The organism is Chryseobacterium hagamense (assembly GCF_007991455.1).
GTDB classification, from domain to species: domain Bacteria; phylum Bacteroidota; class Bacteroidia; order Flavobacteriales; family Weeksellaceae; genus Chryseobacterium; species Chryseobacterium hagamense.
Map to the genome: position 1 here is coordinate 139,030 of NZ_BJYJ01000008.1, position 22,187 is coordinate 161,216.

The 22,187-nt window shown below is 41.6% G+C and carries 26 protein-coding genes; 14 read left to right on the forward strand and 12 right to left on the reverse strand.

The annotated features are described in order from the left end of the window. Positions 1–31 precede the first annotated feature (31 nt). The 3 genes from CHA01nite_RS09775 to CHA01nite_RS09785 are packed head-to-tail and all read left to right on the forward strand — an operon-like array spanning position 32 to position 2,872. Complete coding sequence (locus CHA01nite_RS09775; RefSeq protein ID WP_072954385.1) at positions 32–523, forward strand: RNA polymerase sigma factor; 492 nt, start codon at positions 32–34, stop codon at positions 521–523. Beyond that, on the forward strand, positions 516–1,190 hold the full coding sequence (locus CHA01nite_RS09780; RefSeq protein ID WP_146941132.1) for a DUF8845 family protein: 675 nt from the start codon (positions 516–518) through the stop codon (positions 1,188–1,190). Before CHA01nite_RS09775 ends, CHA01nite_RS09780 begins: the two co-directional genes overlap by 8 nt. A 59-nt stretch (positions 1,191–1,249) precedes the next feature. Continuing rightward, positions 1,250–2,872: an AMP-binding protein gene (locus CHA01nite_RS09785; RefSeq protein ID WP_146941133.1), complete on the forward strand. Its 1,623-nt coding sequence runs from the start codon at positions 1,250–1,252 to the stop codon at positions 2,870–2,872. Positions 2,873–2,932: 60 nt separating this feature from the next. Here CHA01nite_RS09785 and rpoN read toward each other — a convergent pair whose 3' ends face one another. The 5 genes from rpoN to CHA01nite_RS09810 all read right to left on the reverse strand — a co-directional run bounded on the left by rpoN (position 2,933) and on the right by CHA01nite_RS09810 (position 8,230). Then, entirely contained in the window at positions 2,933–4,396 is a 1,464-nt protein-coding gene (gene rpoN / locus CHA01nite_RS09790) for an RNA polymerase factor sigma-54 (protein WP_146941134.1), read from the reverse strand. A gap of 537 nt (positions 4,397–4,933) precedes the next feature. After that, on the reverse strand, positions 4,934–6,382 hold the full coding sequence (gene asnS, locus CHA01nite_RS09795; RefSeq protein WP_146941135.1) for an asparagine--tRNA ligase: 1,449 nt from the start codon (positions 6,380–6,382) through the stop codon (positions 4,934–4,936). Positions 6,383–6,413: 31 nt separating this feature from the next. Next, a complete protein-coding gene (locus tag CHA01nite_RS09800; RefSeq protein ID WP_146941136.1) occupies positions 6,414–6,899 on the reverse strand; it encodes a hypothetical protein in 486 nt (161 codons plus the stop codon). Positions 6,900–7,079: 180 nt separating this feature from the next. Then, a complete protein-coding gene (locus tag CHA01nite_RS09805) occupies positions 7,080–7,679 on the reverse strand; it encodes a CDP-alcohol phosphatidyltransferase family protein (protein ID WP_146941137.1) in 600 nt (199 codons plus the stop codon). Then, positions 7,676–8,230, reverse strand: coding sequence for a membrane lipoprotein lipid attachment site-containing protein (locus tag CHA01nite_RS09810; protein WP_146941138.1), 555 nt, complete (start codon positions 8,228–8,230; stop codon positions 7,676–7,678). Before CHA01nite_RS09810 ends, CHA01nite_RS09805 begins: the two co-directional genes overlap by 4 nt. A gap of 102 nt (positions 8,231–8,332) precedes the next feature. Between CHA01nite_RS09810 and CHA01nite_RS09815 the strand changes: the two genes are divergently transcribed. Continuing rightward, positions 8,333–9,262, forward strand: a complete 930-nt coding sequence (locus CHA01nite_RS09815) for a helix-turn-helix domain-containing protein (protein ID WP_146941139.1) — start codon at positions 8,333–8,335, stop codon at positions 9,260–9,262. Positions 9,263–9,322: 60 nt separating this feature from the next. On the opposite strand, the gene rimM is transcribed toward CHA01nite_RS09815, so the two are convergent. The 4 genes from rimM to CHA01nite_RS09835 all read right to left on the reverse strand — a co-directional run bounded on the left by rimM (position 9,323) and on the right by CHA01nite_RS09835 (position 11,688). Continuing rightward, a complete protein-coding gene (rimM, locus tag CHA01nite_RS09820; protein ID WP_146941140.1) occupies positions 9,323–9,865 on the reverse strand; it encodes a ribosome maturation factor RimM in 543 nt (180 codons plus the stop codon). 12 nt (positions 9,866–9,877) lie between these two features. After that, entirely contained in the window at positions 9,878–10,432 is a 555-nt protein-coding gene (locus CHA01nite_RS09825; protein WP_146941141.1) for a 30S ribosomal protein S16, read from the reverse strand. A 198-nt stretch (positions 10,433–10,630) separates the two neighbouring features. Continuing rightward, positions 10,631–11,149: a nitroreductase family protein gene (locus tag CHA01nite_RS09830; RefSeq protein ID WP_146941142.1), complete on the reverse strand. Its 519-nt coding sequence runs from the start codon at positions 11,147–11,149 to the stop codon at positions 10,631–10,633. An 89-nt stretch (positions 11,150–11,238) separates the two neighbouring features. Continuing rightward, on the reverse strand, positions 11,239–11,688 hold the full coding sequence (locus CHA01nite_RS09835) for a GreA/GreB family elongation factor (protein ID WP_146941143.1): 450 nt from the start codon (positions 11,686–11,688) through the stop codon (positions 11,239–11,241). A gap of 138 nt (positions 11,689–11,826) precedes the next feature. Between CHA01nite_RS09835 and CHA01nite_RS09840 the strand changes: the two genes are divergently transcribed. After that, positions 11,827–12,249: a DUF805 domain-containing protein gene (locus tag CHA01nite_RS09840; protein WP_228458386.1), complete on the forward strand. Its 423-nt coding sequence runs from the start codon at positions 11,827–11,829 to the stop codon at positions 12,247–12,249. Here CHA01nite_RS09840 and CHA01nite_RS09845 read toward each other — a convergent pair. After that, entirely contained in the window at positions 12,235–12,768 is a 534-nt protein-coding gene (locus CHA01nite_RS09845) for an SRPBCC family protein (RefSeq protein WP_228458387.1), read from the reverse strand. The two genes, CHA01nite_RS09840 and CHA01nite_RS09845, sit on opposite strands and share 15 nt — an antisense overlap. 213 nt (positions 12,769–12,981) lie before the next feature. On the opposite strand from CHA01nite_RS09845, the gene CHA01nite_RS09850 reads away from it, so the two are divergent. The 9 genes from CHA01nite_RS09850 (at position 12,982) to CHA01nite_RS09890 (ending at position 20,618) form a co-directional block, all read left to right on the forward strand. After that, positions 12,982–15,015, forward strand: coding sequence for a M3 family metallopeptidase (locus CHA01nite_RS09850; protein WP_146941144.1), 2,034 nt, complete (start codon positions 12,982–12,984; stop codon positions 15,013–15,015). A 57-nt stretch (positions 15,016–15,072) separates the two neighbouring features. After that, positions 15,073–15,510, forward strand: a complete 438-nt coding sequence (locus CHA01nite_RS09855; RefSeq protein ID WP_146941145.1) for a hypothetical protein — start codon at positions 15,073–15,075, stop codon at positions 15,508–15,510. Positions 15,511–15,616: 106 nt separating this feature from the next. Then, the gene (locus tag CHA01nite_RS09860; protein ID WP_146941146.1) at positions 15,617–16,090 is read left to right on the forward strand and encodes a GNAT family N-acetyltransferase; all 474 of its coding nucleotides are present in this window, start codon (positions 15,617–15,619) and stop codon (positions 16,088–16,090) included. Between the two features lie 189 nt (positions 16,091–16,279). Beyond that, entirely contained in the window at positions 16,280–16,738 is a 459-nt protein-coding gene (locus CHA01nite_RS09865) for a hypothetical protein (protein WP_146941147.1), read from the forward strand. A 71-nt stretch (positions 16,739–16,809) separates the two neighbouring features. Beyond that, positions 16,810–17,346, forward strand: coding sequence for a hypothetical protein (locus CHA01nite_RS09870; RefSeq protein ID WP_146941148.1), 537 nt, complete (start codon positions 16,810–16,812; stop codon positions 17,344–17,346). Between the two features lie 18 nt (positions 17,347–17,364). Beyond that, positions 17,365–17,748: a tetratricopeptide repeat protein gene (locus tag CHA01nite_RS09875; RefSeq protein ID WP_146941149.1), complete on the forward strand. Its 384-nt coding sequence runs from the start codon at positions 17,365–17,367 to the stop codon at positions 17,746–17,748. Positions 17,749–17,990: 242 nt separating this feature from the next. Continuing rightward, the gene (locus CHA01nite_RS09880) at positions 17,991–18,611 is read left to right on the forward strand and encodes a hypothetical protein (protein ID WP_146941150.1); all 621 of its coding nucleotides are present in this window, start codon (positions 17,991–17,993) and stop codon (positions 18,609–18,611) included. 216 nt (positions 18,612–18,827) lie between these two features. Next, on the forward strand, positions 18,828–20,027 hold the full coding sequence (tyrS, locus tag CHA01nite_RS09885; RefSeq protein ID WP_146941151.1) for a tyrosine--tRNA ligase: 1,200 nt from the start codon (positions 18,828–18,830) through the stop codon (positions 20,025–20,027). Positions 20,028–20,096: 69 nt separating this feature from the next. After that, positions 20,097–20,618 carry a 3'-5' exonuclease gene (locus CHA01nite_RS09890; RefSeq protein ID WP_146941152.1) on the forward strand — a complete coding sequence of 174 codons (522 nt, stop codon included), beginning with the start codon at positions 20,097–20,099 and terminating at the stop codon, positions 20,616–20,618. A 307-nt stretch (positions 20,619–20,925) separates the two neighbouring features. On the opposite strand, the gene CHA01nite_RS09895 is transcribed toward CHA01nite_RS09890, so the two are convergent. Continuing rightward, positions 20,926–21,597, reverse strand: a complete 672-nt coding sequence (locus tag CHA01nite_RS09895) for a TerD family protein (protein ID WP_146941153.1) — start codon at positions 21,595–21,597, stop codon at positions 20,926–20,928. 1 nt (position 21,598) lies between these two features. Continuing rightward, positions 21,599–22,174 (reverse strand): TerD family protein, encoded by a 576-nt coding sequence (locus CHA01nite_RS09900; RefSeq protein WP_146941154.1) that lies wholly within the window; start codon positions 22,172–22,174, stop codon positions 21,599–21,601. Between the last annotated feature and the right edge of the window lie 13 nt (positions 22,175–22,187).

A 22,187-nucleotide genomic window follows, 5' to 3' on the forward strand; every position in this document is an offset into this window, starting at 1 on the left:
TATCTTCGTGCAACCATTTATTACATCGCCATTGGCTTCAAAGGAAAAAGAATTTGCGCAGCTTATCAAGGATAATCAGGGTCTGATTATCAAGGTTTCGCGGCTCTATACAAATTCTCTGGAGGATGAGGAGGATCTTTTCCAGGAAATTGTATTACAGCTCTGGCGCAGCTATGATTCTTTTAAAGGAAATTCCAAGATTTCCACCTGGATGTACCGGGTAGCCCTGAATACAGCCATTACCCTCTTCAGAAAAAAAAGCAAAAGCCTGCCTACCAACGAACTGGACATCAATCATGCCGATTTTATTGAAGATGATGATGAAAAACAGCAGCAGGTTTCCCTTCTGTATACCGTCATCAAGACCTTGCCTAATGTGGAGCGGGCGATCGTCATGATGTACCTGGATGATTTGCCTTACAAGGATATTGCAGAAAACCTCGGGATTACCGAAGTGAATGCGCGTGTGAAAATGAACCGATTAAAGAAAACCCTTAAAGAACAGATGGAGAAATATGCCTGAATTCGATTTAGACAACTTTAAGAAAACATGGCAGGAACAACCTGTTCAGCAGAAATACGGCAGCAATGAAATCCTTCAGATGCTCAACAGGAAGTCACGGAATTATGTGAAGTATATTTTCTGGATCAGTGCAGCGGAATTCCTGTTTTTTACCTTTGTCGGGCTGTTTTATATCATCCAGGGAAAAGAAGCGAATTCGTTCCTCAATATTCTCGACAGGCTCGGCGTACAGAAAACTCCTGAACTCGAACTTACATTTGATAACATCTACTTTGTACTGAAAATATTAAGCCTTCTGGTAACCGCTTATTTTGTTTACCGGTTTTACCTGAATTACAGAAGCATTAAGGTGGAAGAAAACCTGAAAAACTTCATTCTTAAAATCATCCAGTTCAAAAAAACGGTCAATGCTTTTATTTTAATTAATATTGCCCTGCTGGTTACATTCACTTCTATTTTTACGGTATTCATTGTTTATATCCTGAACAGCCAGAATATAGAAATTACCAATTCCACGCTGGTCGGCTTTATTGCCGGAACGGTAATCAGTACTTTATTTACGGTGCTGATGGTCTGGCTTTACTACAGGGTGGTATACGGGATTATCATTAAAAAGCTCGACCGCAACCTGACTCAGCTTAAGGAAATCGAATCGCAGGAAATTTAGAAGGCACAGCAGGAATATAAGATTTTATTGTTAATTTTATTCACCAAATCTTTTATTCTATGCAACTATCTTATGTTCACGGGGCCTCCGGTATTCCTTTACTAGGTGAAACCATCGGAAACAATTTTAAACGCACCGTTGAAAAATTTCCGGATCACGAAGCTTTAGTCTGTGTACACCAGAATTACCGCGCTACTTACCAGGAATTCTATAACCAGACAACGGCAGTAGCCAAAGCCTTAGTTTTTCTCGGAGCCAAAGCCGGCGACCGTATCGGAGTATGGTCTGCCAACCGGTATGAATGGGTATTGCTGCAATACGCTACCGCCAGAATCGGGGTTATTTTAGTGAACATCAATCCGGCTTACAGGACCAGCGAACTGATTTTCGTGATCAACCAGTCGGAAATCTCCCATCTGTTTTCTTCATTAACGTTTAAATCCAGTGATTATAAAAAGATGATCGCGGATGCCCGCGAGTTCTGTACCACCCTGAAATCTGAGATTTTCTTTGATGCCAACTGGGAAGATTTCCTGAATACCGGACAGGAGATTTCCGATGATACCCTGCATAGTTTCGAAGAGCATGTTCAATTCGATGATCCGGTGAACATTCAGTATACCTCGGGAACCACGGGTTTTCCGAAAGGGGTTACCCTCTCCCATCACAACATTCTGAACAACGGCTATTTTATAGGAATCCGTCTGAAATACAGTGAAAAAGACAGGGTCTGCATTCCTGTTCCGTTCTATCACTGTTTCGGAATGGTGATCGGCAACCTATGCTGTACGGCCCACGGTGCCTGTATGGTGATCCCGAATGACAGCTTCGATCCTGAAATTACCCTGCAGGTAGTATCCGATGAAAAATGTACGTCTTTATACGGAGTTCCCACGATGTTCATTGCCGAGCTGGCCGTAAAAAATTTCGATACTTTCGATTTCTCAAACTTAAGGACCGGCGTAATGGCCGGCTCTGTCTGCCCGCCGGAAATTATGAAAAAGGTGGAAAGTTTGATGAACATTAAAGAAATGAGCATCTGCTACGGAATGACGGAAACCTCGCCGGTATCTACCCAAACGCTGATCGGAACGCCTTTTGACAAACAGGTCAATACGGTAGGGACCGTCCAGGATCACCTGGAAATAAAAATCATCGGTCAGGACGGAAAGATCGTGGAACGCGGTGAACACGGTGAACTTTGCACGAGAGGCTATTCCGTGATGCTGAAGTACTGGAACGACCCGGAAAATACCCGGAAAGTGATTGATGAAGGACGGTGGATGCATACCGGAGATCTGGCCGTCATGGATGAAGACGGCTATATTACCATTTCCGGAAGAATAAAAGACCTGATTATCCGCGGCGGAGAAAATATTTCGCCAAAAGAGATTGAGGATTTCCTGTATACCTATCCGAATATTCTGGATGTCCAGATCATCGGTGTACCGAGTGAAAAGTTCGGAGAGGAAGTGATGGCCTGGGTGAAGATCAGAAAAGGAGCCGACGTTACCAGAGAAGAACTGCTGGAATACTGCAGCGGAAAGATCGCCCATTACAAAGTTCCGAAATACTGGAAATTTGTGGAGGAATTTCCGATGACGATTTCCGGAAAAATCCGGAAAGTGGAAATGCGGGAAGTTTCAATTAAAGAACTGGGTCTGGAAAACCTAAAGGCCTGAGACCTGGCACATCATAAGAAGAGAAAAGCATTTCAAATTGAAATGCTTTTCTGTTATATTTTAAAGTTCTTTTCTTAATCTTGCTACCGGAATATTCAGTTGTTCCCGGTACTTGGCAATGGTTCTCCGGGCAATGTTGTAGCCCTGCTCCTTCAGGATTACGACCAACGCATCATCCGTCAGCGGTTTTCTCTTATTTTCCTTGCTGATAACCTCCTGAAGATGGGTCTTGATTTCCTTGGTGGAAACTTCCTCACCGTCATCATTCGTCAGACTGTCTGAGAACAGGTCTTTCAGGTAGATAATTCCGTTCGGGGTATCGGCGTATTTGCTTTTTACCACCCTGGAAATCGTAGAAATATCAAATCCGGTAATATCAGCTACATCTTTTAAGATCATCGGCCTCAGTGATTTTTCATCACCGGTAAGGAAATAATCTTTCTGGAACTTTACGATCGCCGTTATGGTTTGCAACAACGTATTCTGGCGTTGGTTAATCGCGTCGATATACCACTTTGCAGCATCCAGCTTCTGCTTGATGAATAAAGCCGCCTGTTTGTGCTCTGAAGAGTTTTTATCGTGGGAGTAGGTTGACAGAATATCTTTATACTCTTCCGATACCCTTAAGGTAGGGGCGTTTTTGCTGTTCAGCATCGGGATTACCAGTCCGTCTTTCACCTGGATCACAAAATCAGGGATAATCTCCTGGTTGATGGTAATGGTCTGGGTATCGAAATTACCACCGACTTTCGGCGATAGTTTTGAAATTTCATCCAAAGCATTCCGCAGGTCTTCTTCCTCAATATCGTATTTCTGGATAATTTTGTTATAATGCTTATTGGTTAGCGCATCAAACTGGTACCGTAAAATATTGGCAGCCAGGGAAACGGCCTTGTCGGAACTTACTTTCTTCTCGATCTGTAACAAAAGGCATTCCTGAAGTCCTCTTGCGCCCACTCCCGGCGGATCAAGCTTCTGGACATAGTTTTCAAGGATGTCTTCCACATTTTCCTTCGTTGTATAAATTCCCTGGGAAAAAGCCAGGTCATCAACCAACGATTTTATTTCTCTTCTCAGATAGCCGTCGGTATCAAGGTTCCCGATAATGTATTCTGCAATTTTCTCGTCTTCTTCGCTGATGTTTACCAGGTGAATCTGCTCCAATAAATAATCATACAATGACTGTCCTTCTGTCAGCAGGCTTTCATTATCGAATTCCTCATCATCTGAAGAATAATTGCTGGATGCGGTTTTATAGCTTGGTTCATCATCATAGAGATACTGGTCTACATCAAAATCCGTTTCAATGCTTTCTGTTCCTTCGCTCTCGTACGAATCTTCTACGGAAGCATATTCATCTTCCTTAGAATCTTCTTTTGCAATTTCCAATGCCGGGTTTTCTTCTAATTCTCTCTCAAGTTCCTCCTCAAATTCTAAAGTATGGAGCTGGATCAGCTTCATCAACTGGATTTGCTGGGGTGCCAGCTTTTGCCCTAATTTGAGTTGTAAGTGTTGTTTTAGCATATTACTGGATGGTGTTTTAACATAACATATTCTACGAATTTAATAAAATATTTTGACAAAAAGAGTTTTTAGCACGATTTTTGTATTCAATGCCACATAATAAGCTATTTAAAATAAACAAAAAAAGCCCTGAAGTATGACTATCAGGGCTTTTTTACGTTTATATTTAAAATACTGCAGAGATTGCAAAACGGAGAGTCTAAAAGAAAAAGAAAGCTTAATCTTTTTACAGATCCAGATTTTCAGGATTTCTCCGGTTGTCCCAGAAGGCCAGAATTTCTATCGCATCTTCGTTATGTCCTGTAATAAAGTGAGAAATTCTTGCCTATCAAAATAAATCTTATACCTTCCATCTCAGAAAGAGAACCTGTCTGAGGATTTTCAATAAGCTGCCTTAATCTTTTTTCAACTTCCTTTTTTAATTTTTTAGAATATTTTTCTGAAAAATTATGAATATTCCAATACATTAAAGTATCGGCATTAATAGAAAAATCCTTCCGGTTTTCAGAAGGATTTGATATGGTTTAAGTCTGTTTTTTAGAATTCGGCACTCTTCGGTGTTCTCGGGAAAGGAATTACATCCCGGATGTTTGTCATTCCCGTTACGAAAAGGACCAATCTTTCCAGTCCTAATCCGAAACCGGCGTGTGGCACGGATCCGAATTTACGGGTATCCAGATACCACCAAAGTTCATGCTCATCAACGTGCATTTCGGCCATTTTCTGCTTTAATACATCCAGCCGGGCTTCCCGCTCGGAACCCCCGATGATCTCGCCGATTCCGGGGAAAAGGACATCCATCGCCGCAACGGTTTTGTTGTCGTCATTAAGCTTCATATAGAATGCCTTGATCTCTTTCGGATAATCGAACAGCACCACCGGACTTTCAAAATGTTTTTCCACCAGATATCTCTCGTGCTCAGACTGAAGATCGGTTCCCCAATTCTCAACCGGATACTGGAACTTCCCTTTCTTATTCTCTTTTGAGTTTAATAAAATTTCAATCGCTTCGGTATAAGAAACCCTCTTGAATCTCTTAGCCACTACATTTTCAAGCTTTTCGATCAGCCCTTCTTTTGCCCTCTCCTTTTCAGGCTTGGATTTCTGTTCTTCTTCAAAACGCTTGTCTAAGAACTCAAGATCATCCTTACAATTATCCAGCACATACTGAATTACATATTTCAGGAAGTCTTCCGCCAGATCGATGTTGTCTTCCAGGTTGTTGAAAGCCACTTCCGGCTCGATCATCCAGAATTCCGCAAGGTGTCTTGTCGTATTGGAATTTTCTGCACGGAAGGTTGGCCCGAACGTATAAATCCTACCCAATCCCATGGCTGCCGTTTCTCCTTCAAGCTGTCCGGAAACCGTTAAGTTGGTCTTTCTTCCGAAGAAATCCTGGGAAAAATCAATATCTCCCTGCTCATCTCTCGGGATAGCATTCAGGTCGAAATTGGTCACTCCGAACATTTCACCCGCACCTTCGGCATCAGCCCCGGTAATTACGGGCGTGTTGATATAGAAAAACTGGTTCTTGTTAAAAAACGAATGCACTGCAAAGCTCACGGCATGACGTACTCTGAAAACCGCTCCGAACAAGTTCGTCCTGAATCGCAGGTGCGCCTGGTCTCTCAGGGTTTCCAATGAGTGTTTTTTAGGCTGAAGAATCGTCTTGTCTCTTTCTTCCGTAAAGTTATCGCCTAACAGGATGATTTTCTTGGCTACGATCTCAACGGCCTGTCCTGCTCCCTGGCTTTCCACCACTTCACCTACTATTTTCAAAGAGGCAGCTGTACTGATCTTATTTATAATTTCTTCGTCGAAATTTTCGAAATCAACAACGATCTGCAAATTATTAATCGTAGAACCATCATTAAGCGCAATGAAGCGATTCGCACGGAACGTTCTTACCCAGCCGTAAACCGTAATGTCATGATGTAATACTTTCTTGTAATCCTGTAGGATTTCCTTAATGGTCTGCTTTTTCATTTGTTTTAAAGGATTTTAATTTATCCCGGTTTTATCTTAATAATTTGTCCCAGTCTATGCTTTGAAACTTTCCTTTTAATTTCGGTAGATCTCTTTCTGAAAGCATATTCTGAGTTACATTTTGATTTCTGTAGTCTAAATATATTTCTCCAACGTAAGTAATTTTCCCTTTTTCTACAGTGAAAGGAAAATCTATTTTTATCCCGGCATTTCTTGAATATAAGCCCCCATTCTCAAATAAGGTTACTGCATTGAAATGATAGTCTCCTGCAGGTTTTTTGAATGCAAAATAATACACTCCCTTGTCGCCATCAAAAAAATCTGGCTTCAGCTTCATTTTTACCATCTGCTCCGGAACGATCCAGACTCTATTCTCTCCATTCAGCTTGTTTTTCCCGCCTATTACGTTATAATATAATCCATATCCATTGAAAATAGGCTTTTCATTTTTAATCGAAAAAGCTCCTACAATCATTCCTTCCGAATCATTTTCATTAAAATTTTGAGGAATATTCATTGAAGGCAAATTAGCACATCCCGTAAAAATGCATAATACAAACAGGCAATAAACAATTTTTTTTAACATAAATCCCCTTGATTATTAGTGGGTGCAAAGTTACAAAAAAACAGCGCAATCTGAAGGCCGCGCTGCGCGAATTAAAAAATACTTATCAAAAAAGAATGTTCTGCATACAAATCAGTTAAAGAAAATCGATTTTCTCCGCTGCTTCCCTTTTCGTATCCTCCAGGCATGGTAAGAACTCGGAACATCATACTGCCATTTCGGGAGCAATACAATAATCAGGATCACGTCGACATGGGAAATGAAGCCCAGGACAACCGCCAGATCAAATGCCCAGCCCGTTTCCTGGAAACCTATTAAAAAAGTAAATGCCAGCAGTAAACTCAGTCCCCACAGTTTGGACAGCCACGCGTGGATGCAGGTTTCTTTTCCGAATCTGAGCCAGCTGGTGAGATAACAGAGCGCTTCCATCGTAAAGAGCAAAGCGATCCCCCTCCATTCGGCCTTTATCAGTTCCGGATTCAACAGGTAAGCCGATACGCCCAGGGAAAGCCAGAACACGAGATCGGTCTGGCTGTCCAGCCTCCGTAATTTTTCCGATGAAACGCCAACCTTTCGGGCGATAATTCCATCGAAAATATCGGTCAGTAAACCAAAATACATTAAACTTAAAATTAAAGACGACGATTCTTCGCCTCTTAAATACGCTAATAAAAGCATGAAAGGAGCCAGAATAAACCGGGTTGCAATCAGGATATAGGGTACCTTTTTCATGGATTCTGCTTTTTAAAAGTTAAGTCATAATGAGAAGTTTTCCAATCACTCATCACGACCAGTATGCCATTACAGAAAAAATAATTCGATTCGACTTTCAGATTGTTGTTTTCGTCCAGTGCAAAGCGTGACTTCTGAATATTCCATCCTCCAAAAACCAACGGGATTCCATCGAGCATAAACCTTTTTTCTTGCAGATAAATAAAACCATCTTCCTTCAGGGCTACTCTCAAATTCTTATCAGTCTGCAGATTTCCCGCATCATATATTTTCAGGTTCAGCCTTTTTTTACCAACTGCTTTTAATTCAATATTGAAATCTTTGTCTTCATGCTTTTCTTTAAAATCAAACATTCCGGTATTCCTGTCAAAAACATCGGTCAGGTTTCTTACATAAAAACCACCACCGGAAGACGGAAAATTGGTATAAGTCCCGTTGATGAAACCGAGATTATTCCTTTTTAAATGATTTCCACTGAGCTTACCTTTGTCAAAAGTTGCACAACTGCTAAGCATTAGTACGGTTCCAAGGTAAAAAAATATTCTTTTCATAACGATTATTTAGATGTTCATCCGAAATTACCTGTGGAATACGCAAAACCAAATGCGGAAAAAAATTAAAATAAATGGCTACATTTGTGAAAATCGCAAAACATGCATCAGGAACTTTTACTCAGGCAGATCCGACGTAAAATCGGTGACCGGTCTCTGAATGATGAGATCGCCAATATCCTCGACATCAGTTATGACGCCGCCCACCGCCGGACATCCCTGAAAGCAAAATTCAGTTTTGAAGAAGCCCTGGAACTGGCCCAGTATTACCGGATTTCACTCGATCAGTTCCTGACATCGGATCACCGGGTTCTGGTACAGAAAACAACAGCCGTCACCGAAACGGACGATTTACAGTCGTTCTTCCGGCATAACCTCAGCGTTTTTGAGAACCTTCCGCTTTCGGATAAGATGACGATTTACTATTCGGCGAAGGACATCCCGTTTTTTTATACCCTGTCAGATACCCTGCTTTCGAGGTTTAAAATTTATGTCTGGATGAATCTGCTGAACGAAAAGCAGGTTTTCATTCCGTTCCTGGAGTTTGCACCGCCAGATTTCGAACCCGACACCAAAGAACTGAAGAAAAAATATGAAGAGCAGAAGGTAATTGAATTGTGGAACGACCGCACGGTTTCCAGCATTTTGCAGCAGATCCTGTTTTATTCCGAAACCGGATTGCTGAAAAAAAATGAAGCCCTGATCATTCTTCAGGAATTAACGGAACTTATCGGATATATCGAAGAGAAAACGGAAAACAACCCGAAGTTCCAGTTATACGAAAATGAATTGATTCATCTTTCGAATGATATCTTTTTCCACCATCCGCAACAGTCGCTGTTTGCAATCCCGACCAATATGTTCGGGTATATTTTAATCGATGATGAGAAAACCTGCCGCGAGACGCAGAATTATTTTGAGCATCAGATCAAGAATTCGAAATCACTGAATACTTCCGGAAACCGGGACCGTAAGATATTTTTCAATAAAATGTATGGACAGATCGAAAGTCTGGGAGAGAAACTAAGTTAAGCGTAAGGCTTATGGCTTATGGCTTATGGCTTATGGCTTATGGCTTATGGCAAAGTTAAATTATTCGTCTTTCTTGGAAGGGACCATAAAAACATCGATGAGTCCTTCGGGCAGCTGCATTTTGATGAAACGTTCTTCACGGTTCACTTCAATGATCCAGTCTTTGATCATGGGGATCACCACTTCTTTACCGTCAAGATTCGTAACGAAATAGACCTGGGCCGTCTGATCATTGACAGACCGGATTATACCGCAGTCATTATCGTTTTCATCGAGAATACTGTATCCGATAATTTCGTGATAGTAGAACTGTTTTCCTGAAAGTTTTGGAAGGGAAGCCAGCGGAAGGTAAACATCTTTTCCTAAAGATTGGCCTACCAGAGCTTCTGAGGAATTTTTGAAGGCAATATTCAGAGCATCCAGCTTGCTCCATGAGGATCTTTCAATAAAAAAAGGAACCAATAATCCGTTGATTTCAACGAATATTGATTCCAGTTTATTGTAAAGCTCGGGCTGGTCGGTATCCAGTTTAAGGATAACGTTTCCCGCAAGTCCGTGTCTGCGTGTGATTTTTCCTAACAAATAGCAATCTTCTTTACGCATACGGGACTGTTATTAAGCTTCAGTGTTTTCTTCTGTAGATTCAGCAGCAGCTTCTCCTTCTGTAGTTTCTTCAGCAGGTGCGTTGGCAGCTTCTTCAGCAGCTTTAGCATCGGCTTCCGCTTGTGCAGCAGCAGCAACTCTTGCTTCGTTTACTTTGGTTTCAGCATCGAAAGCCGCTTTTTTAGCATCAGATTTAGCCGTTGCCAAACCTTCTACTTTACCTTGTACTTTAGCATCTTTAGCTTCTACCCAGGCAGCAAATCTTTTTTCAGCTTCAGCCTCATCAAAAGCGCCTTTAGCCACACCACCTTGTAAGTGTTTTTTGTAAAGGGCTCCTTTGTAAGAAAGAATCGCTCTTGCAGTATCAGTTGGCTGAGCACCGTTGTTTAACCACTTTACAGCAGAATCAACGTTCAAATCGATAGTTGCAGGGTTTGTAATTGGGTTGTAAGTTCCTAACTTTTCGATGAATCTACCATCTCTTCTAGCTCTGGAATCGGCAACCACGATGTGGAAAAAAGGTCTTCCTTTAGATCCGTGTCTTTGTAATCTGATTTTTACTGACATAATGTTTGAATTTTACGGGAACTCGTCCCAGTTAAATATTTAAGAGTGCAAAGATAAACAAAAAAACTTATTGGACAATTAATAAATGTAACAATTGATAAATGGAACAATCCAACAGTACAACAATAATAAGAACCTATTGTTACCTCGTTAAATTTTCATATCGTAACATTGTTCCATTGTTCCATTGTTATATTGTTACATTGAATCCGCAACGCCCATATAAAACAGGCCCAGGCACTTCTGGTTTTCTTCGATGGTAAGGGATTCTTTCAGATGGTCTACCAGCTTCGGGGAGCTCCAGTAGCAGCCGATTCCGTTGGCCGTACAGGTAAGGTACATATTCTGTACCGCCATGGAAACCGCGGCAATTTCTTCCCACTCCGGAACCATGCCGCTGAAATTTACCACGATGGAAATCACGGTACCCGCTTTATTGATCTTGAAGCCGATATCGTTGTACTTTTTCTCCAAAAACACCTGTTCCGGCTGGGTAGCTTTGTAGATGGCCTGCATTTCGGAGGCAAGCATGGCTTTTTCTTCCCCTCTGAAGGTTTTAAAACGCCATGGTTTCGTCCTTTTGTGATTGGGAGCCAGTGTCGCTGAATGTAAAATATCGTCAAGGATTTCCTGAGGGATATCCGCATCCGTATAATCTTTAGGGAAAATACTTCTTCTCTGCCCTATGATTTCTTTTAAAACTTCTGCTTTGTTCATACGGCAAAATTACAAAAAAGATGGAAGCCGGAAGCGGGATGAAGGAAGTTTAATGTTTCGCACGAGATGATGCCGGAAACCGGAAGCGATTACAAAACCTCCACAATCTTCTGATGAATTTTATTTAAGGTAAATTCATCACCGGGTTTCATGCCCATCATTTTCTGGGCCATCGGGCTTTCCGAAGAAATGGCATAAAACCGGTCGCCTTCAAAGAAGAATTCTCCCAATGAGACCGAAATATAAAACCTGGCCTTATTGGTAATAACCAGTGAACCCAGCTGTACCCTGCCGGTAGGATTGTTCAGTACCTTGGCCATATTTCTCCGAAGGTCATGCAGAGCCCCCAGCTGACGCTGCATCTGGTAGATTTCCTCCTGCATTTCTTCTCTTATACTGTCATATTTCGGGGTCTTTTTTATTTCGCGGCTTGCTTCAAGGGTAAATTCTATAAAATTTTTCAGTTTCTCAATTTTTCCGGCGATCACGTCCTTTACATAACTCCTTATGTTGTTTTTCTCAAATACGGTCTTCTCCATGTATCGAATCTTTCATATAAAGATAATATTTTTTAAATAATCTGTATTCGGCTTAACATAAAATAACATTCTGATTTATTTTTTCGATTTTTAAAAATTATTTATACATTTACGGCCTTAATTATAAAAACTAAAATCATGTTTAAAGCACCATTTTCCTTTAACGGAAGAATCAGAAGACTGGAGTACGGATTGTCTTATCTTATTTACCTCGTATTTGCCCTTCCTTTCAATGTTTATTTAAGAATGTCTGAAAATTCTTACGAAGGACCATCAGGGACGGTACTGGCGATCTTCTTTATTCTGCTTATTCCTTTTTTATGGTTTATGCTGGCGCAGGGCGCAAAGAGATGTCACGACCGCGGCAATTCCGGATGGTTCCAGCTGATTCCTTTCTACGCCTGTGGATGCTGTTTGCAGACGGCGAGAACGGACCCAATGAATACGGACCGAATCCTAAAGGCCAGGGAAATTACAATTCGATTAATGAAATCGGTAAAAAAGAAGCTTAATAAAAAGCCTTGTCGACGGACAAGGCTTTCGTTTTTATTGTTCAGCTAATTTTTTCAGGTTATTGAGACCTTCTTCGTAGGATTTTCCCATCTGATAATCCATCACGGGCCTCATGATCTTCATCATGGGATCCTGTTCGGTATCCATTGTCCAGGTTACCTTCGTCGTATTTCCTTGCGGAGAAAGGATCATCTCCGACATGGCCTCCCCTTCAAAAGGCTTTTTAAAAATCATTTCCGTTTTCTGCCTCTGATATAGAACCAGTTCTTTCATTTCCTGGCAGCCTGCGCCCGCCTCATCATTTTTGCTGTCCCAGCAGTACTTATCGCCAACCTGGCCTTCCGTTCCCGAATATACAAGCTTCATTCCGGGATCCAGCTTCAGCCACGGATTCCACTGATTGACCGCTTTCATCGAACTGATTTGCTGCCATACTCTTTCTTTAGGCGCATTGATGACCATCGATTTTTCATAATGATAGTTTTTACCGAAAGCCAGCATGGCAATTACAGCATACACAATAAGTAAAAAGATGAAGATCCCGATCATTTTTAAAAAGGTTTTCATAGTCCAAAGTAATTTTAAAGGTTAATATGTTCAGCAGTTATACGATCCCGTTGCTGCCAAATTTAACCAATTTTTCAACATGGCAACTTTGCCTATGACAAGATTATGCAATCCCGTCAATTTTGTCACATCTCTTGCCTCGGGCATTATTTTTGAGCATTTTTGCTGTCAGTTCACCAGAATCGTTACCTTTATAAATATTAAAATCAGACTATGAGCATTTTAACAGAAAAATTCAATACGCCATATCATTCAGCCCCATTCGACCGGATCAGCAATGCAGATTACCTTCCCGCTTTTAAGGAATTAATCCGGAAATCGGAAGATGAAATCAATGCGATCGTCAATAATCCTGCAGAACCAACTTTTGAAAATGTAATCGAAGCCCTGGCTTACTCCGGGGAGCAGCTGGACAGAGCCTCCAATATTTTCTTTAACCTGAACTCTGCCGAAACCAGCGACGAACTGCAGCAGATTGCCCAGGAAGTTTCCCCGATCCTGACAGAATATTCTTCAAAAATTTTCCAGAACGAAGCCTTATTCAATAAAATTAAAAAAGTGTACGACGAAAAGGAAAAATACAGCCTCAACGAGGAACAGCAGATGCTTTTAAACGAGACCTATAAAGGTTTTGTAAGAAGCGGAGCGCTGCTGAATGAAGAAGACAAGGAAAAATTAAAGAAAATCAATATGGATTTGTCTTTAAAGTCGCTTCAGTTCGGGCAGAATGTTCTGGCGTCAACCAATAATTATTTTAAGCACATTACCAATAAGGAAGACCTGGCCGGAATTCCCGAAGCTATTCTGGAACAATATGCGGAAGAAGCAAAGGAAAGAAACCTTGAAGGCTGGGTCGTGACCCTTCAATACCCGAGCTACCTCCCTTTTATGACGTATGTCGAAAACCGGGAACTGAGAAAGGAGCTGGCACTGGCCAACGGTAAAAAATCCTTTGACGGCAGCGAATTCGACAACCAGAATTTGATTAAAGAACTTCTTTCCTTAAAACAACATAAAGCGGAACTTTTAGGTTATAAAAATTATGCGGAGTATGTGCTGGAGGAGAGAATGGCCAAATCTCCGGCGAAAGTGATCGATTTCCTGAACGAACTTTTAACCAAGGCACAACCTTATGCAGCCCAGGAAATCGAAGAGCTGAAAGACTTGGCAAAAGCCGATGGAATTGATGAAATGCAGGCGTATGACCATGCTTTTTATGCGGAAAAGCTCCGTAAAGCCAAATATGATTTAAATGACGAGGAGCTGAAACCTTATTTCCCGTTGAACCAGGTTCAGGATGCTGTCTTTGGCTTAGCCGAAGAACTTTTCCACCTTAGCTTTAAGGAAAGAAATGATATTCCCAAATATCACGAAGATGTAAAGGTTTATGAAGTTTGGGAAACTGAAAACCAGAAACCGGAAGCCTTCAAAGCCCTTTTGTATGTCGACTATTTCCCGAGAAAGGGCAAAAGAGCCGGTGCGTGGATGACGAGTTATAAAAACCAGTACCAAAAAGACGGCGAAAATTCCCGGCCGCACATCTCGATCGTCTGCAATTTCAGCAAACCGACGAAGGATACCCCAAGCTTATTAACATTCCAGGAAGTGACCACGCTGTTCCATGAATTTGGCCATGCGCTCCACGGGATGCTGGCCGATACGCAATATCCTACCCTTTCCGGGACTTCCGTAAAATGGGATTTCGTGGAATTGCCGTCGCAGTTCCTGGAAAATTTCTGCTACGAGCCGGAATTCCTTAAAACCTTTGCGAAACATTATAAAACCGGGGAAGTTTTACCGGATGAAAAAATAGAAAAAATCGCCCAGTCGAAAAACTTCATGGAAGGCTACCAGACCCTTAGGCAGCTTGGTTTCGGATTACTGGATATGAATTACCACACCAAAGTTGGAGAGCTGGAAAATAAAAGCGTCAAAGAATTTGAGGAGGAATATACGAAAGCAACCCAACTTTACCCTTCCAATCCGGAAACGGCGATGAGCCCTAGCTTCTCGCATATTTTCCAGGGCGGGTATTCCGCAGGATACTATTCCTACAAATGGGCGGAAGTACTGGATGCCGACGCTTTCCAGTATTTCAAGGAAAACGGAATCTTCAATCCGGAAATTGCCGCCAAATACAAGATCCTGCTTTCTTCCGGCGGGACCAAAGATCCAATGGAGCTGTACAAAAGCTTCCGGGGAAGCGAACCGAAAGTGGAGAGCTTACTGAAAAGAGCATTTGGGTAGAGATATTTAAAACCATTAAGTTGATTAGCTTAATGGTTTTTATTTTAAATTTGAAGAATGGAATTTATACCAGACATTGTCTGCCAGATTTATTTTGACGGAAAGTCATCCGAAAAGATATTCAGCCTGTTGAATTTGTATCTCCCGAAATATGAGCCGTTAAATCTGGATTATACTTACAGACAGGATAGTGAAAAAGGATTTGAAAGCAATGAAGAGATGATTGAATACTTTGTGGATACGGATCATATCAGCCAAACGTTCTATTGGAGCCAATATGTTGACAATCCCGACAAAATTTCTTTTGGCGTCAATCTAACGGATGACAACAAAACCATATTCAGCCTGACGATAGACGGTACCATCGCCCTGGCTGAAATATATTTGCATGATTTAAAACAAAAACTAAGTTCAAATATCGGGGTCATTACTTTTGTGAACCCCGCGGAATATGAGAATGGGGCTGATTTTAAAGAGAGATATCAGAATTTTTGAATTACTTGATGAGAAGATACAGGCGTAAATCATGACTATGAAAAAGTGAAAAAAGAGATTGAAAATAAAAAAACTTCAGATCAAACAACGAAAAATACGGACCTTTATGAAACATGCTCACCCGATTGAAATCATCCCCTTCTCTGATGATCTGAAGGATCCTATCAAAATCCTCAACTATGAATGGCTGGAAAAATATTTCCGGATCGAGGAAGGGGACCGGATTTCATTATCCGATCCGAAAAAGGAAATCATAGACAAAGGCGGATTCATCTTTTACGCAAAACTGGAAGGTGAAATTGTGGGGACTGCTTCCTTACTGAAAAAAACCAAATCTGTTTTCGAACTCGGTAAAATGGCCGTTTCCGGAAAAGCCCAGGGCCACGGCATAGGAACCGCTTTACTTGAGTACTGCATCCGGTTTGCAGAAGAACAGTCCATTGAAAAACTGATCCTGTATTCCAATACGAAATTACAGTCTGCCATACACCTTTATAAAAAATACGGATTCCGGGAAATCCTGCTCGAACCAGGCTTGTACGAAAGGGCGGATATTAAAATGGAGAAACAGTTGGTTTAAATAGAGTAAAAGCAATTCAATCCCTCAGCTTTTATCGATATAATCACACCTAAACCTTCAGGTTACAATCCTTTAAAGGGAGAATCTGATTATTTCATACTAGCGGATGAAGTAGAGATAATTTATGAATTCTAAAAAAAGAAAATTTTTCATCTGATTTACCGTTATGGATAAAAAAAATTTAATTCCATGACAAGATATTTCAAAATCTTCCTGTTCCTGTCCCAACTTTTTATCATGAACAGCTGTTCTATCGGAATGTATTTTTATGTAAAAAATACGACTTCTGAAGATCAGAAAATTATTCTGACTCTTCCTTCTTCCGGAAGCAGCACTTCTTTCTATCGGGAAGAAGAAGGGATCTATCATAAAAATATCACGCTGCTTTCAAGCAAAGCGTCCCGTGTAAAAGACTTTAAAAAAGCTGAAGACAAGATAAAGCTGAGCGGTCATCCTGAAGGCGAAAACAAAATATCCGTCATACTTCCTTCCCATTCCTTAACCCAGATAGACGTGGCTTCTAACCGATATACCGAGGTGACCGGGATTGAATACGTCAAAAACGATGAAGTCGTAAAGCTTACGCAGGAACAGTTCATCAACCTCTCGAAATTTGAAAAACTTTCGGCAATATTTGAAATCGATTAGAGATCATTTTAAACTTTGTCAAAGGATTTTCTTATCTTCCGGCGGTAAAAACTAAACTTACAGCCTGTCTTTTGAAAAAAATAATCCTCACATTCCTGGTTTTTATACTGGGCTTTGGCACTTACCATTCACAGGAACTTAAAAACAATATTGAATTCGGCCTGTTGGGAAATCTGGGGTTTCTGCATATCGGCTATACAAGATCCGTGTTCAGTTTTTCTCAGCTTTCAGTTAATACAGGTCTAAAAGCGGGATATGTGCCCAGCTCGGGTGACGAAGAAAGTAAACATCCGGAAAACTCCGTTCCCAATTTTGCGCATATCAATTTGCCCGTGGAAGTGTTATGGAAATTTCACAGATCGACTAATATCGGAATCGGCGCAAGCTATTCGAAAATTTTCGTCGGATCATCGGAATACGGCAACCATCCCAAGACAAATTACAACAGAATCCTGGGAGAAATCAGTTACGGACATATTCTAAGCAGGAGTGATTATGAGGAAAGCACAACCTGGATCAGGATTTATTTTACTCCGATTATGTATGATGATCACGCAGACGATGTTTCCAATATTCCTGTCCGGTTAGTATTTGTATATAATTTTTAATTAAAAGGAAAACGTCTTATGACTGATATCATTACAAGATTAAAAAACGTAAAGAAATTCCAGGCCAAGCGTTGGGAAAACGAAGACCACTGGGATGAAATCAACGATCTGCTGATTAAGGAGCTGGACGATATTTTATCGGCAGAACCTCAGAATACCGCCGCTCTGATCAATATCGGAGCCATCTATTCCGATATGGGGGAAAATGAAAAAGCACTGGAGTACTTACAGCATGCATTAAAGCTGGGATCTGCTGATAAGAACCTGTACACCAATCTGGCAATCGTCATGGTATATATGGAGATGCACCCTGAAGAATACCATGAATATCTGGAAACAGCAGAACATTATTCGGAAGATCCGCTGACTTTCAAAGCGTATTTCGATCCGCAGTCGCAATAATCTTATAATTGGAAAATCAGGGTCTAAACTTAATTTAAAAATGTCCTTAAACGGATTCAGCAAATCTCATTTGTATTTTCACTTTCAAAGTACAAGAAGGTTTACATTTTCATTTTGAATCCGAAAGATGATGTGATCAAAGATAATTAAAAATCTGCGAAATTATGAAAGTCTGCCGTTTCATCTGTTTTTTTCATTATCTTAGTAATGAAATTGCTGAAATACAAGGCATCACATAATATATGGCAGAAAAACTCTATTTCATTAAGACCAATCCGGTTGTTGCAAAAATCAATTTGTACAACAGACTCTGCCGTGAAGAAACACAGGTACTTCCCTTCTTAAAGGATGATAAAAAGACAAGCCTGGAACTGATCAAGAAGAAAGCGCTGGACCATATCGATCATCTTTCAAAAGAAGAACTGCAGGATCTTTTCCGATGGTTTGATGCCACATGCGGTACGGATCCTGAAAAACTTAAAAGCCTGGTGTTTACTCATGGAATCGATATTTTCCATGAAATTCCGGATTCATTGGATGTGCAGGCATTTCATCAGATCCTGTCCGGTTATGAAAAACATTTCCGCATCAGTTTGGGCTACAAAGCGGAGGCCGGAGCATTTAACCGCTTCCTGATCTACGGAATCTTTTTTTCAGGATTAGCCAATGAAGACAGCCGGGCCAACTTTCATTTCGACTATCTGAAATCCGGTAATAAAGACCTGTACACAATCGCTGAAGCAGCTGTTCATGAAAAAAAATCCGGTGAATTCCCGGCAGCGGAGATCCATCATCATTTTTCCATATTGTATGATGATACCAAGTTTTATAAAGGAAATATTCTAATGCTGTCCCATTTATAACCTGAATATTTTTTCACAGGATCAATAAAAACTTCTATATTTGCATCAATGAAGCAACTAAACTCTATATTGCGATTGCCTTTTTTCAGCAATTATTACTACCCGGCTTATGGTTCGGGAAAGCTTCTGTAAATTTATTTCAGTAAAAAAATTCAACTCAAATAATAAGGAACCCGGACCATTCGTCCGGGTTTTTTCATGCTTAAAATTCAAAAAATGATCAGTACATTAAAAGAAAACACAGAAATTATTCTGCCTGAAAATGGTCTGGAAGAAAAATTAGTACAGGCCGGAAAAGAAAACAGGAAGCTCATCATCAAGCTGGGCTTCGATCCCACCGCTCCGGATCTGCATCTTGGACACGCCGTCGTGCTGAAAAAGCTGAAGCAGTTTCAGGAACTGGGTCATCAGATCGTGATCGTGGTCGGAAGCTTCACGGCAAGAATCGGTGATCCGACCGGTAAAAATAAAGCCCGAAAACCTCTAACTGCCGGGGAAGTCCGGCACAATGCGGAAACCTACATCAGCCAGCTTTCCAAAGTGATTGATGTGGAGAAGACAAAAATTGTTTTTAATTCCGAATGGCTGGACTCCTTGCCTTTTTCCGACATCATTCAGCTGATGTCCAAAGTTACCGTTGCCCGGCTGATGCACCGGAAGGATTTCAGTAAAAGATTTGCCGAAAACACCCCGATTGCCATGCACGAACTGATGTACCCGGTTTTACAGGGATTTGATTCGGTACAGATCAGCTGCGATATCGAAATGGGCGGAACCGATCAGCTCTTTAATTGCACCATGGGAAGGCAATTGCAGGAAAGCCATGGGCAACCGCCGCAGACCGTGATGTGCATGCCCCTGCTGAAAGGACTGGACAGCAGGGAGAAAATGAGCAAATCGTTAAACAACACCATCGGGTTAACCGATGAACCGAACGAGATGTTCGGAAAAGCCATGTCCATTCCCGATTCTTTAATTGATGAGTTTATCGATTTAACCACCGACTTTTCACCTGACGAAAAAGAAGCACTGAAACAGAGGATCAGAAACGGAGAAAACCCAATGAATATTAAGAAACTCATTGCCGGAAATATTGTCCGGCAGTACCATCATCCGGAGGCAGCAGAACATGCAGACCGGTTCTTTATCAGCCAGTTCCAGAATAAAAACCCGCAAGAACAGGCTTTTGAAGCAGTCTCCATCGATTCTGTTTTTCCCGCACAGCGTACCATAAACCTGGTGGAATTATGCCATCGTCTGAAAAACGGGGAAAGCAAATCTTTTGTCCGGAGACTGATCGAAAATGGCGGCGTCAAAATCAATAGGGTGACCAAAACCGATCCTCAGGAAGAAATTGAATTGCAGCAGGGAATAAAAATCAGAATCGGTAAAAGAGGTTTTTTTGAACTTTCATAAATTCCGGATTTTCAGAGGTAATTTTTTAATATATTCGTCAGGTTAAAAATTAAATCAAAAACACAGAACATGAGCTACATTGCAGTTGATATCGAATCGGACGGGCCGATTCCCGGGGATTTTTCGATGGTCTGTTTCGGAGCGGTCCTGGTAGATGAACATCTGGACAAAACCTTTTACGGAAAATTAAAGCCCATTTCCGGAAATTTTAATCCTGATGCGCTGGCAGTTTCTGGATTCACAAGGGAAGAAACCTGGGATTTCGATGATCCGAAAGAGGTAATGCTGAATTTTGCAGCCTGGATTGAGGAAAATTCCAAAGGCCGGCCGGTTTTCATCAGCGACAACAACGGTTTCGACTGGATGTTCATCTGCTGGTATTTCCATCATTTTACCGGACGGAATCCATTCGGGTTTTCATCACGAAGGCTGGCCGACCTGTATTGCGGGCTGGAAAAAGACACGTTTGCCCAATGGAAGCATCTGAGAAAAACGGCACATACCCATCATCCGGTAGATGATGCCAGGGGAAATGCGGAAGTCCTGCTGTATATGAAGAACGAAATGGGCCTGAAAATAGCACTGAAATAGATTATCACGCTGATTTTGCAAATTTTTTGTTGTGGATCTTTTTAACGCAAAGATGAATTTCCACAACTTTAAAATTAGAAGTTAAGACAAATGAATTTGCCACGCGAAGCGTACGTATACGCTTCGTCAAAATCAGCTTGCTGATTCACTCTTTGCTCACTTGAAATATGCAGACTTATGATAGAAATCTTTGCGTCAGAAAAAACGCATGCAGACTTTGCAGATGGCGCAGATCTTTCACTCCTCAGAATTTGATGCTGAAGATTAAATTATTGCGGCTGCCCTATCAGCTGCCAGAAGCTATCCGCTAATACGTATACGGGACAAGTACATCGATAAAATTGTCCGTGCGGTGCGGTTCCCCGATCGCGCGGAACTTCCAGTCGCCGTTGTGGCGGTAGGCTTCAGCAAAAACCATGGAGCACATGCCTTTCATGCTGTCGTCACCGGAAAGGCTGAATTTGGTAATTTCCTTTCCTCCCGCATCCACTGCCCGGATAAAAGCATTTTCGATCATCCCGAAGTGCTGACGGTGGGTAAGCCCCTGATAGATTGAGACCACAAACAGGATCTTCTGGTAGCGTTCATCGAGCTCGTCTAATTTTACAATGATCTGTTCATCATCGCCTTCACCGGCTCCGGTCCTGTTGTCGCCGGTCAGCCAGATCTTTCCGCTCGGATGGCGCATGGAGTTGAAATAAATAACGTCGCCTTTATATAAAACAATCTCTTTTCCATTGCCTGCCGGACAGGTTTTGCCCATGTTGGCCACCTTTCCGTTGTGGTCGAGAAGAAAAGCGATGGCATCCAGATCATATTCCGGACCGCTGTTAATCCCCAGCAGACGGCTGAAGAACCCTCCGCATTTCTTTACGTCCCAGCCCAGACCGATGGTCACGGATGAAAGATCGTACACTTCGTCTCCGCGCTCGCTTTTGCGGAGATTGATGGTCTGCCCTTTTTGCAAATTGATCGCCATATTATTTGATGATTTGTCCTTTGTAATATTTTTCAAGAAAAAAGCTGAGATCCGCACGGTAGCCGATTCCGGAAGCTTCAAATTTCCAGCTGCCGCCGCGTTTGTACAACCTGCCGAATTCGATTCCCGTTTCTATCGAGAAATCCTCATCGAGTTCGTACTTTGCAATTTCCTGATGCGTCAGGTTATCGATAATCCGGATGTATGAATTCCTCACCTGCCCGAAGTTCTGCTTTCGTCTTTCAAAATCTTCAATCGTTACCACAAAAAGGATTTCCTCTACCCGCGGGTCTACTTTTTCCAGATCCAGAATAATGGCTTCGTCATCATCGCCGTCGCTGTTTTTGCCGCTGGGATCATCCCCGGTATGGGTGAGGGCACCGTCGGGAGAATTCAGGTTGTTGTAGAAGACGAAATAGTCTTCACCGATCAGTTTCCGGTCGGAACCAATCATGATTGCGGAAGCATCCAGGTCAAAATCATATCCCATCCCTTCATTAGGGTCCCAGCCAAGACCGATGGTCATTTTGGTAAACCCTAATTCGATCCGCTGACCTTTCTGTAAATTAATTGCCATAATATGAGGTGTT

Coding starts and splice junctions, on each gene's coding strand:
- CHA01nite_RS09815 (WP_146941139.1), top strand. CDS start 8,333: ATGCATCAGGAACTTTTACTCAGGCAGATCCGACGTAAAATCGGTGAC.
- CHA01nite_RS09845 (WP_228458387.1), bottom strand. CDS start 12,768: ATGAAAACCTTTTTAAAAATGATCGGGATCTTCATCTTTTTACTTATT.
- CHA01nite_RS09865 (WP_146941147.1), top strand. CDS start 16,280: ATGACAAGATATTTCAAAATCTTCCTGTTCCTGTCCCAACTTTTTATC.
- CHA01nite_RS09850 (WP_146941144.1), top strand. CDS start 12,982: ATGAGCATTTTAACAGAAAAATTCAATACGCCATATCATTCAGCCCCA.
- tyrS (WP_146941151.1), top strand. CDS start 18,828: ATGATCAGTACATTAAAAGAAAACACAGAAATTATTCTGCCTGAAAAT.
- CHA01nite_RS09895 (WP_146941153.1), bottom strand. CDS start 21,597: ATGGCGATCAATTTGCAAAAAGGGCAGACCATCAATCTCCGCAAAAGC.
- CHA01nite_RS09825 (WP_146941141.1), bottom strand. CDS start 10,432: ATGTCAGTAAAAATCAGATTACAAAGACACGGATCTAAAGGAAGACCT.
- rpoN (WP_146941134.1), bottom strand. CDS start 4,396: ATGCTAAAACAACACTTACAACTCAAATTAGGGCAAAAGCTGGCACCC.
- CHA01nite_RS09890 (WP_146941152.1), top strand. CDS start 20,097: ATGAGCTACATTGCAGTTGATATCGAATCGGACGGGCCGATTCCCGGG.
- CHA01nite_RS09805 (WP_146941137.1), bottom strand. CDS start 7,679: ATGAAAAAGGTACCCTATATCCTGATTGCAACCCGGTTTATTCTGGCT.
- CHA01nite_RS09880 (WP_146941150.1), top strand. CDS start 17,991: ATGGCAGAAAAACTCTATTTCATTAAGACCAATCCGGTTGTTGCAAAA.
- CHA01nite_RS09800 (WP_146941136.1), bottom strand. CDS start 6,899: ATGAATATTCCTCAAAATTTTAATGAAAATGATTCGGAAGGAATGATT.
- CHA01nite_RS09875 (WP_146941149.1), top strand. CDS start 17,365: ATGACTGATATCATTACAAGATTAAAAAACGTAAAGAAATTCCAGGCC.
- rimM (WP_146941140.1), bottom strand. CDS start 9,865: ATGCGTAAAGAAGATTGCTATTTGTTAGGAAAAATCACACGCAGACAC.
- CHA01nite_RS09860 (WP_146941146.1), top strand. CDS start 15,617: ATGAAACATGCTCACCCGATTGAAATCATCCCCTTCTCTGATGATCTG.
- CHA01nite_RS09830 (WP_146941142.1), bottom strand. CDS start 11,149: ATGAACAAAGCAGAAGTTTTAAAAGAAATCATAGGGCAGAGAAGAAGT.
- CHA01nite_RS09810 (WP_146941138.1), bottom strand. CDS start 8,230: ATGAAAAGAATATTTTTTTACCTTGGAACCGTACTAATGCTTAGCAGT.
- CHA01nite_RS09785 (WP_146941133.1), top strand. CDS start 1,250: ATGCAACTATCTTATGTTCACGGGGCCTCCGGTATTCCTTTACTAGGT.
- CHA01nite_RS09835 (WP_146941143.1), bottom strand. CDS start 11,688: ATGGAGAAGACCGTATTTGAGAAAAACAACATAAGGAGTTATGTAAAG.
- CHA01nite_RS09780 (WP_146941132.1), top strand. CDS start 516: ATGCCTGAATTCGATTTAGACAACTTTAAGAAAACATGGCAGGAACAA.
- CHA01nite_RS09900 (WP_146941154.1), bottom strand. CDS start 22,174: ATGGCAATTAATTTACAGAAAGGTCAGCGGATCGAATTAGGGTTTACC.
- asnS (WP_146941135.1), bottom strand. CDS start 6,382: ATGAAAAAGCAGACCATTAAGGAAATCCTACAGGATTACAAGAAAGTA.
- CHA01nite_RS09840 (WP_228458386.1), top strand. CDS start 11,827: ATGTTTAAAGCACCATTTTCCTTTAACGGAAGAATCAGAAGACTGGAG.
- CHA01nite_RS09855 (WP_146941145.1), top strand. CDS start 15,073: ATGGAATTTATACCAGACATTGTCTGCCAGATTTATTTTGACGGAAAG.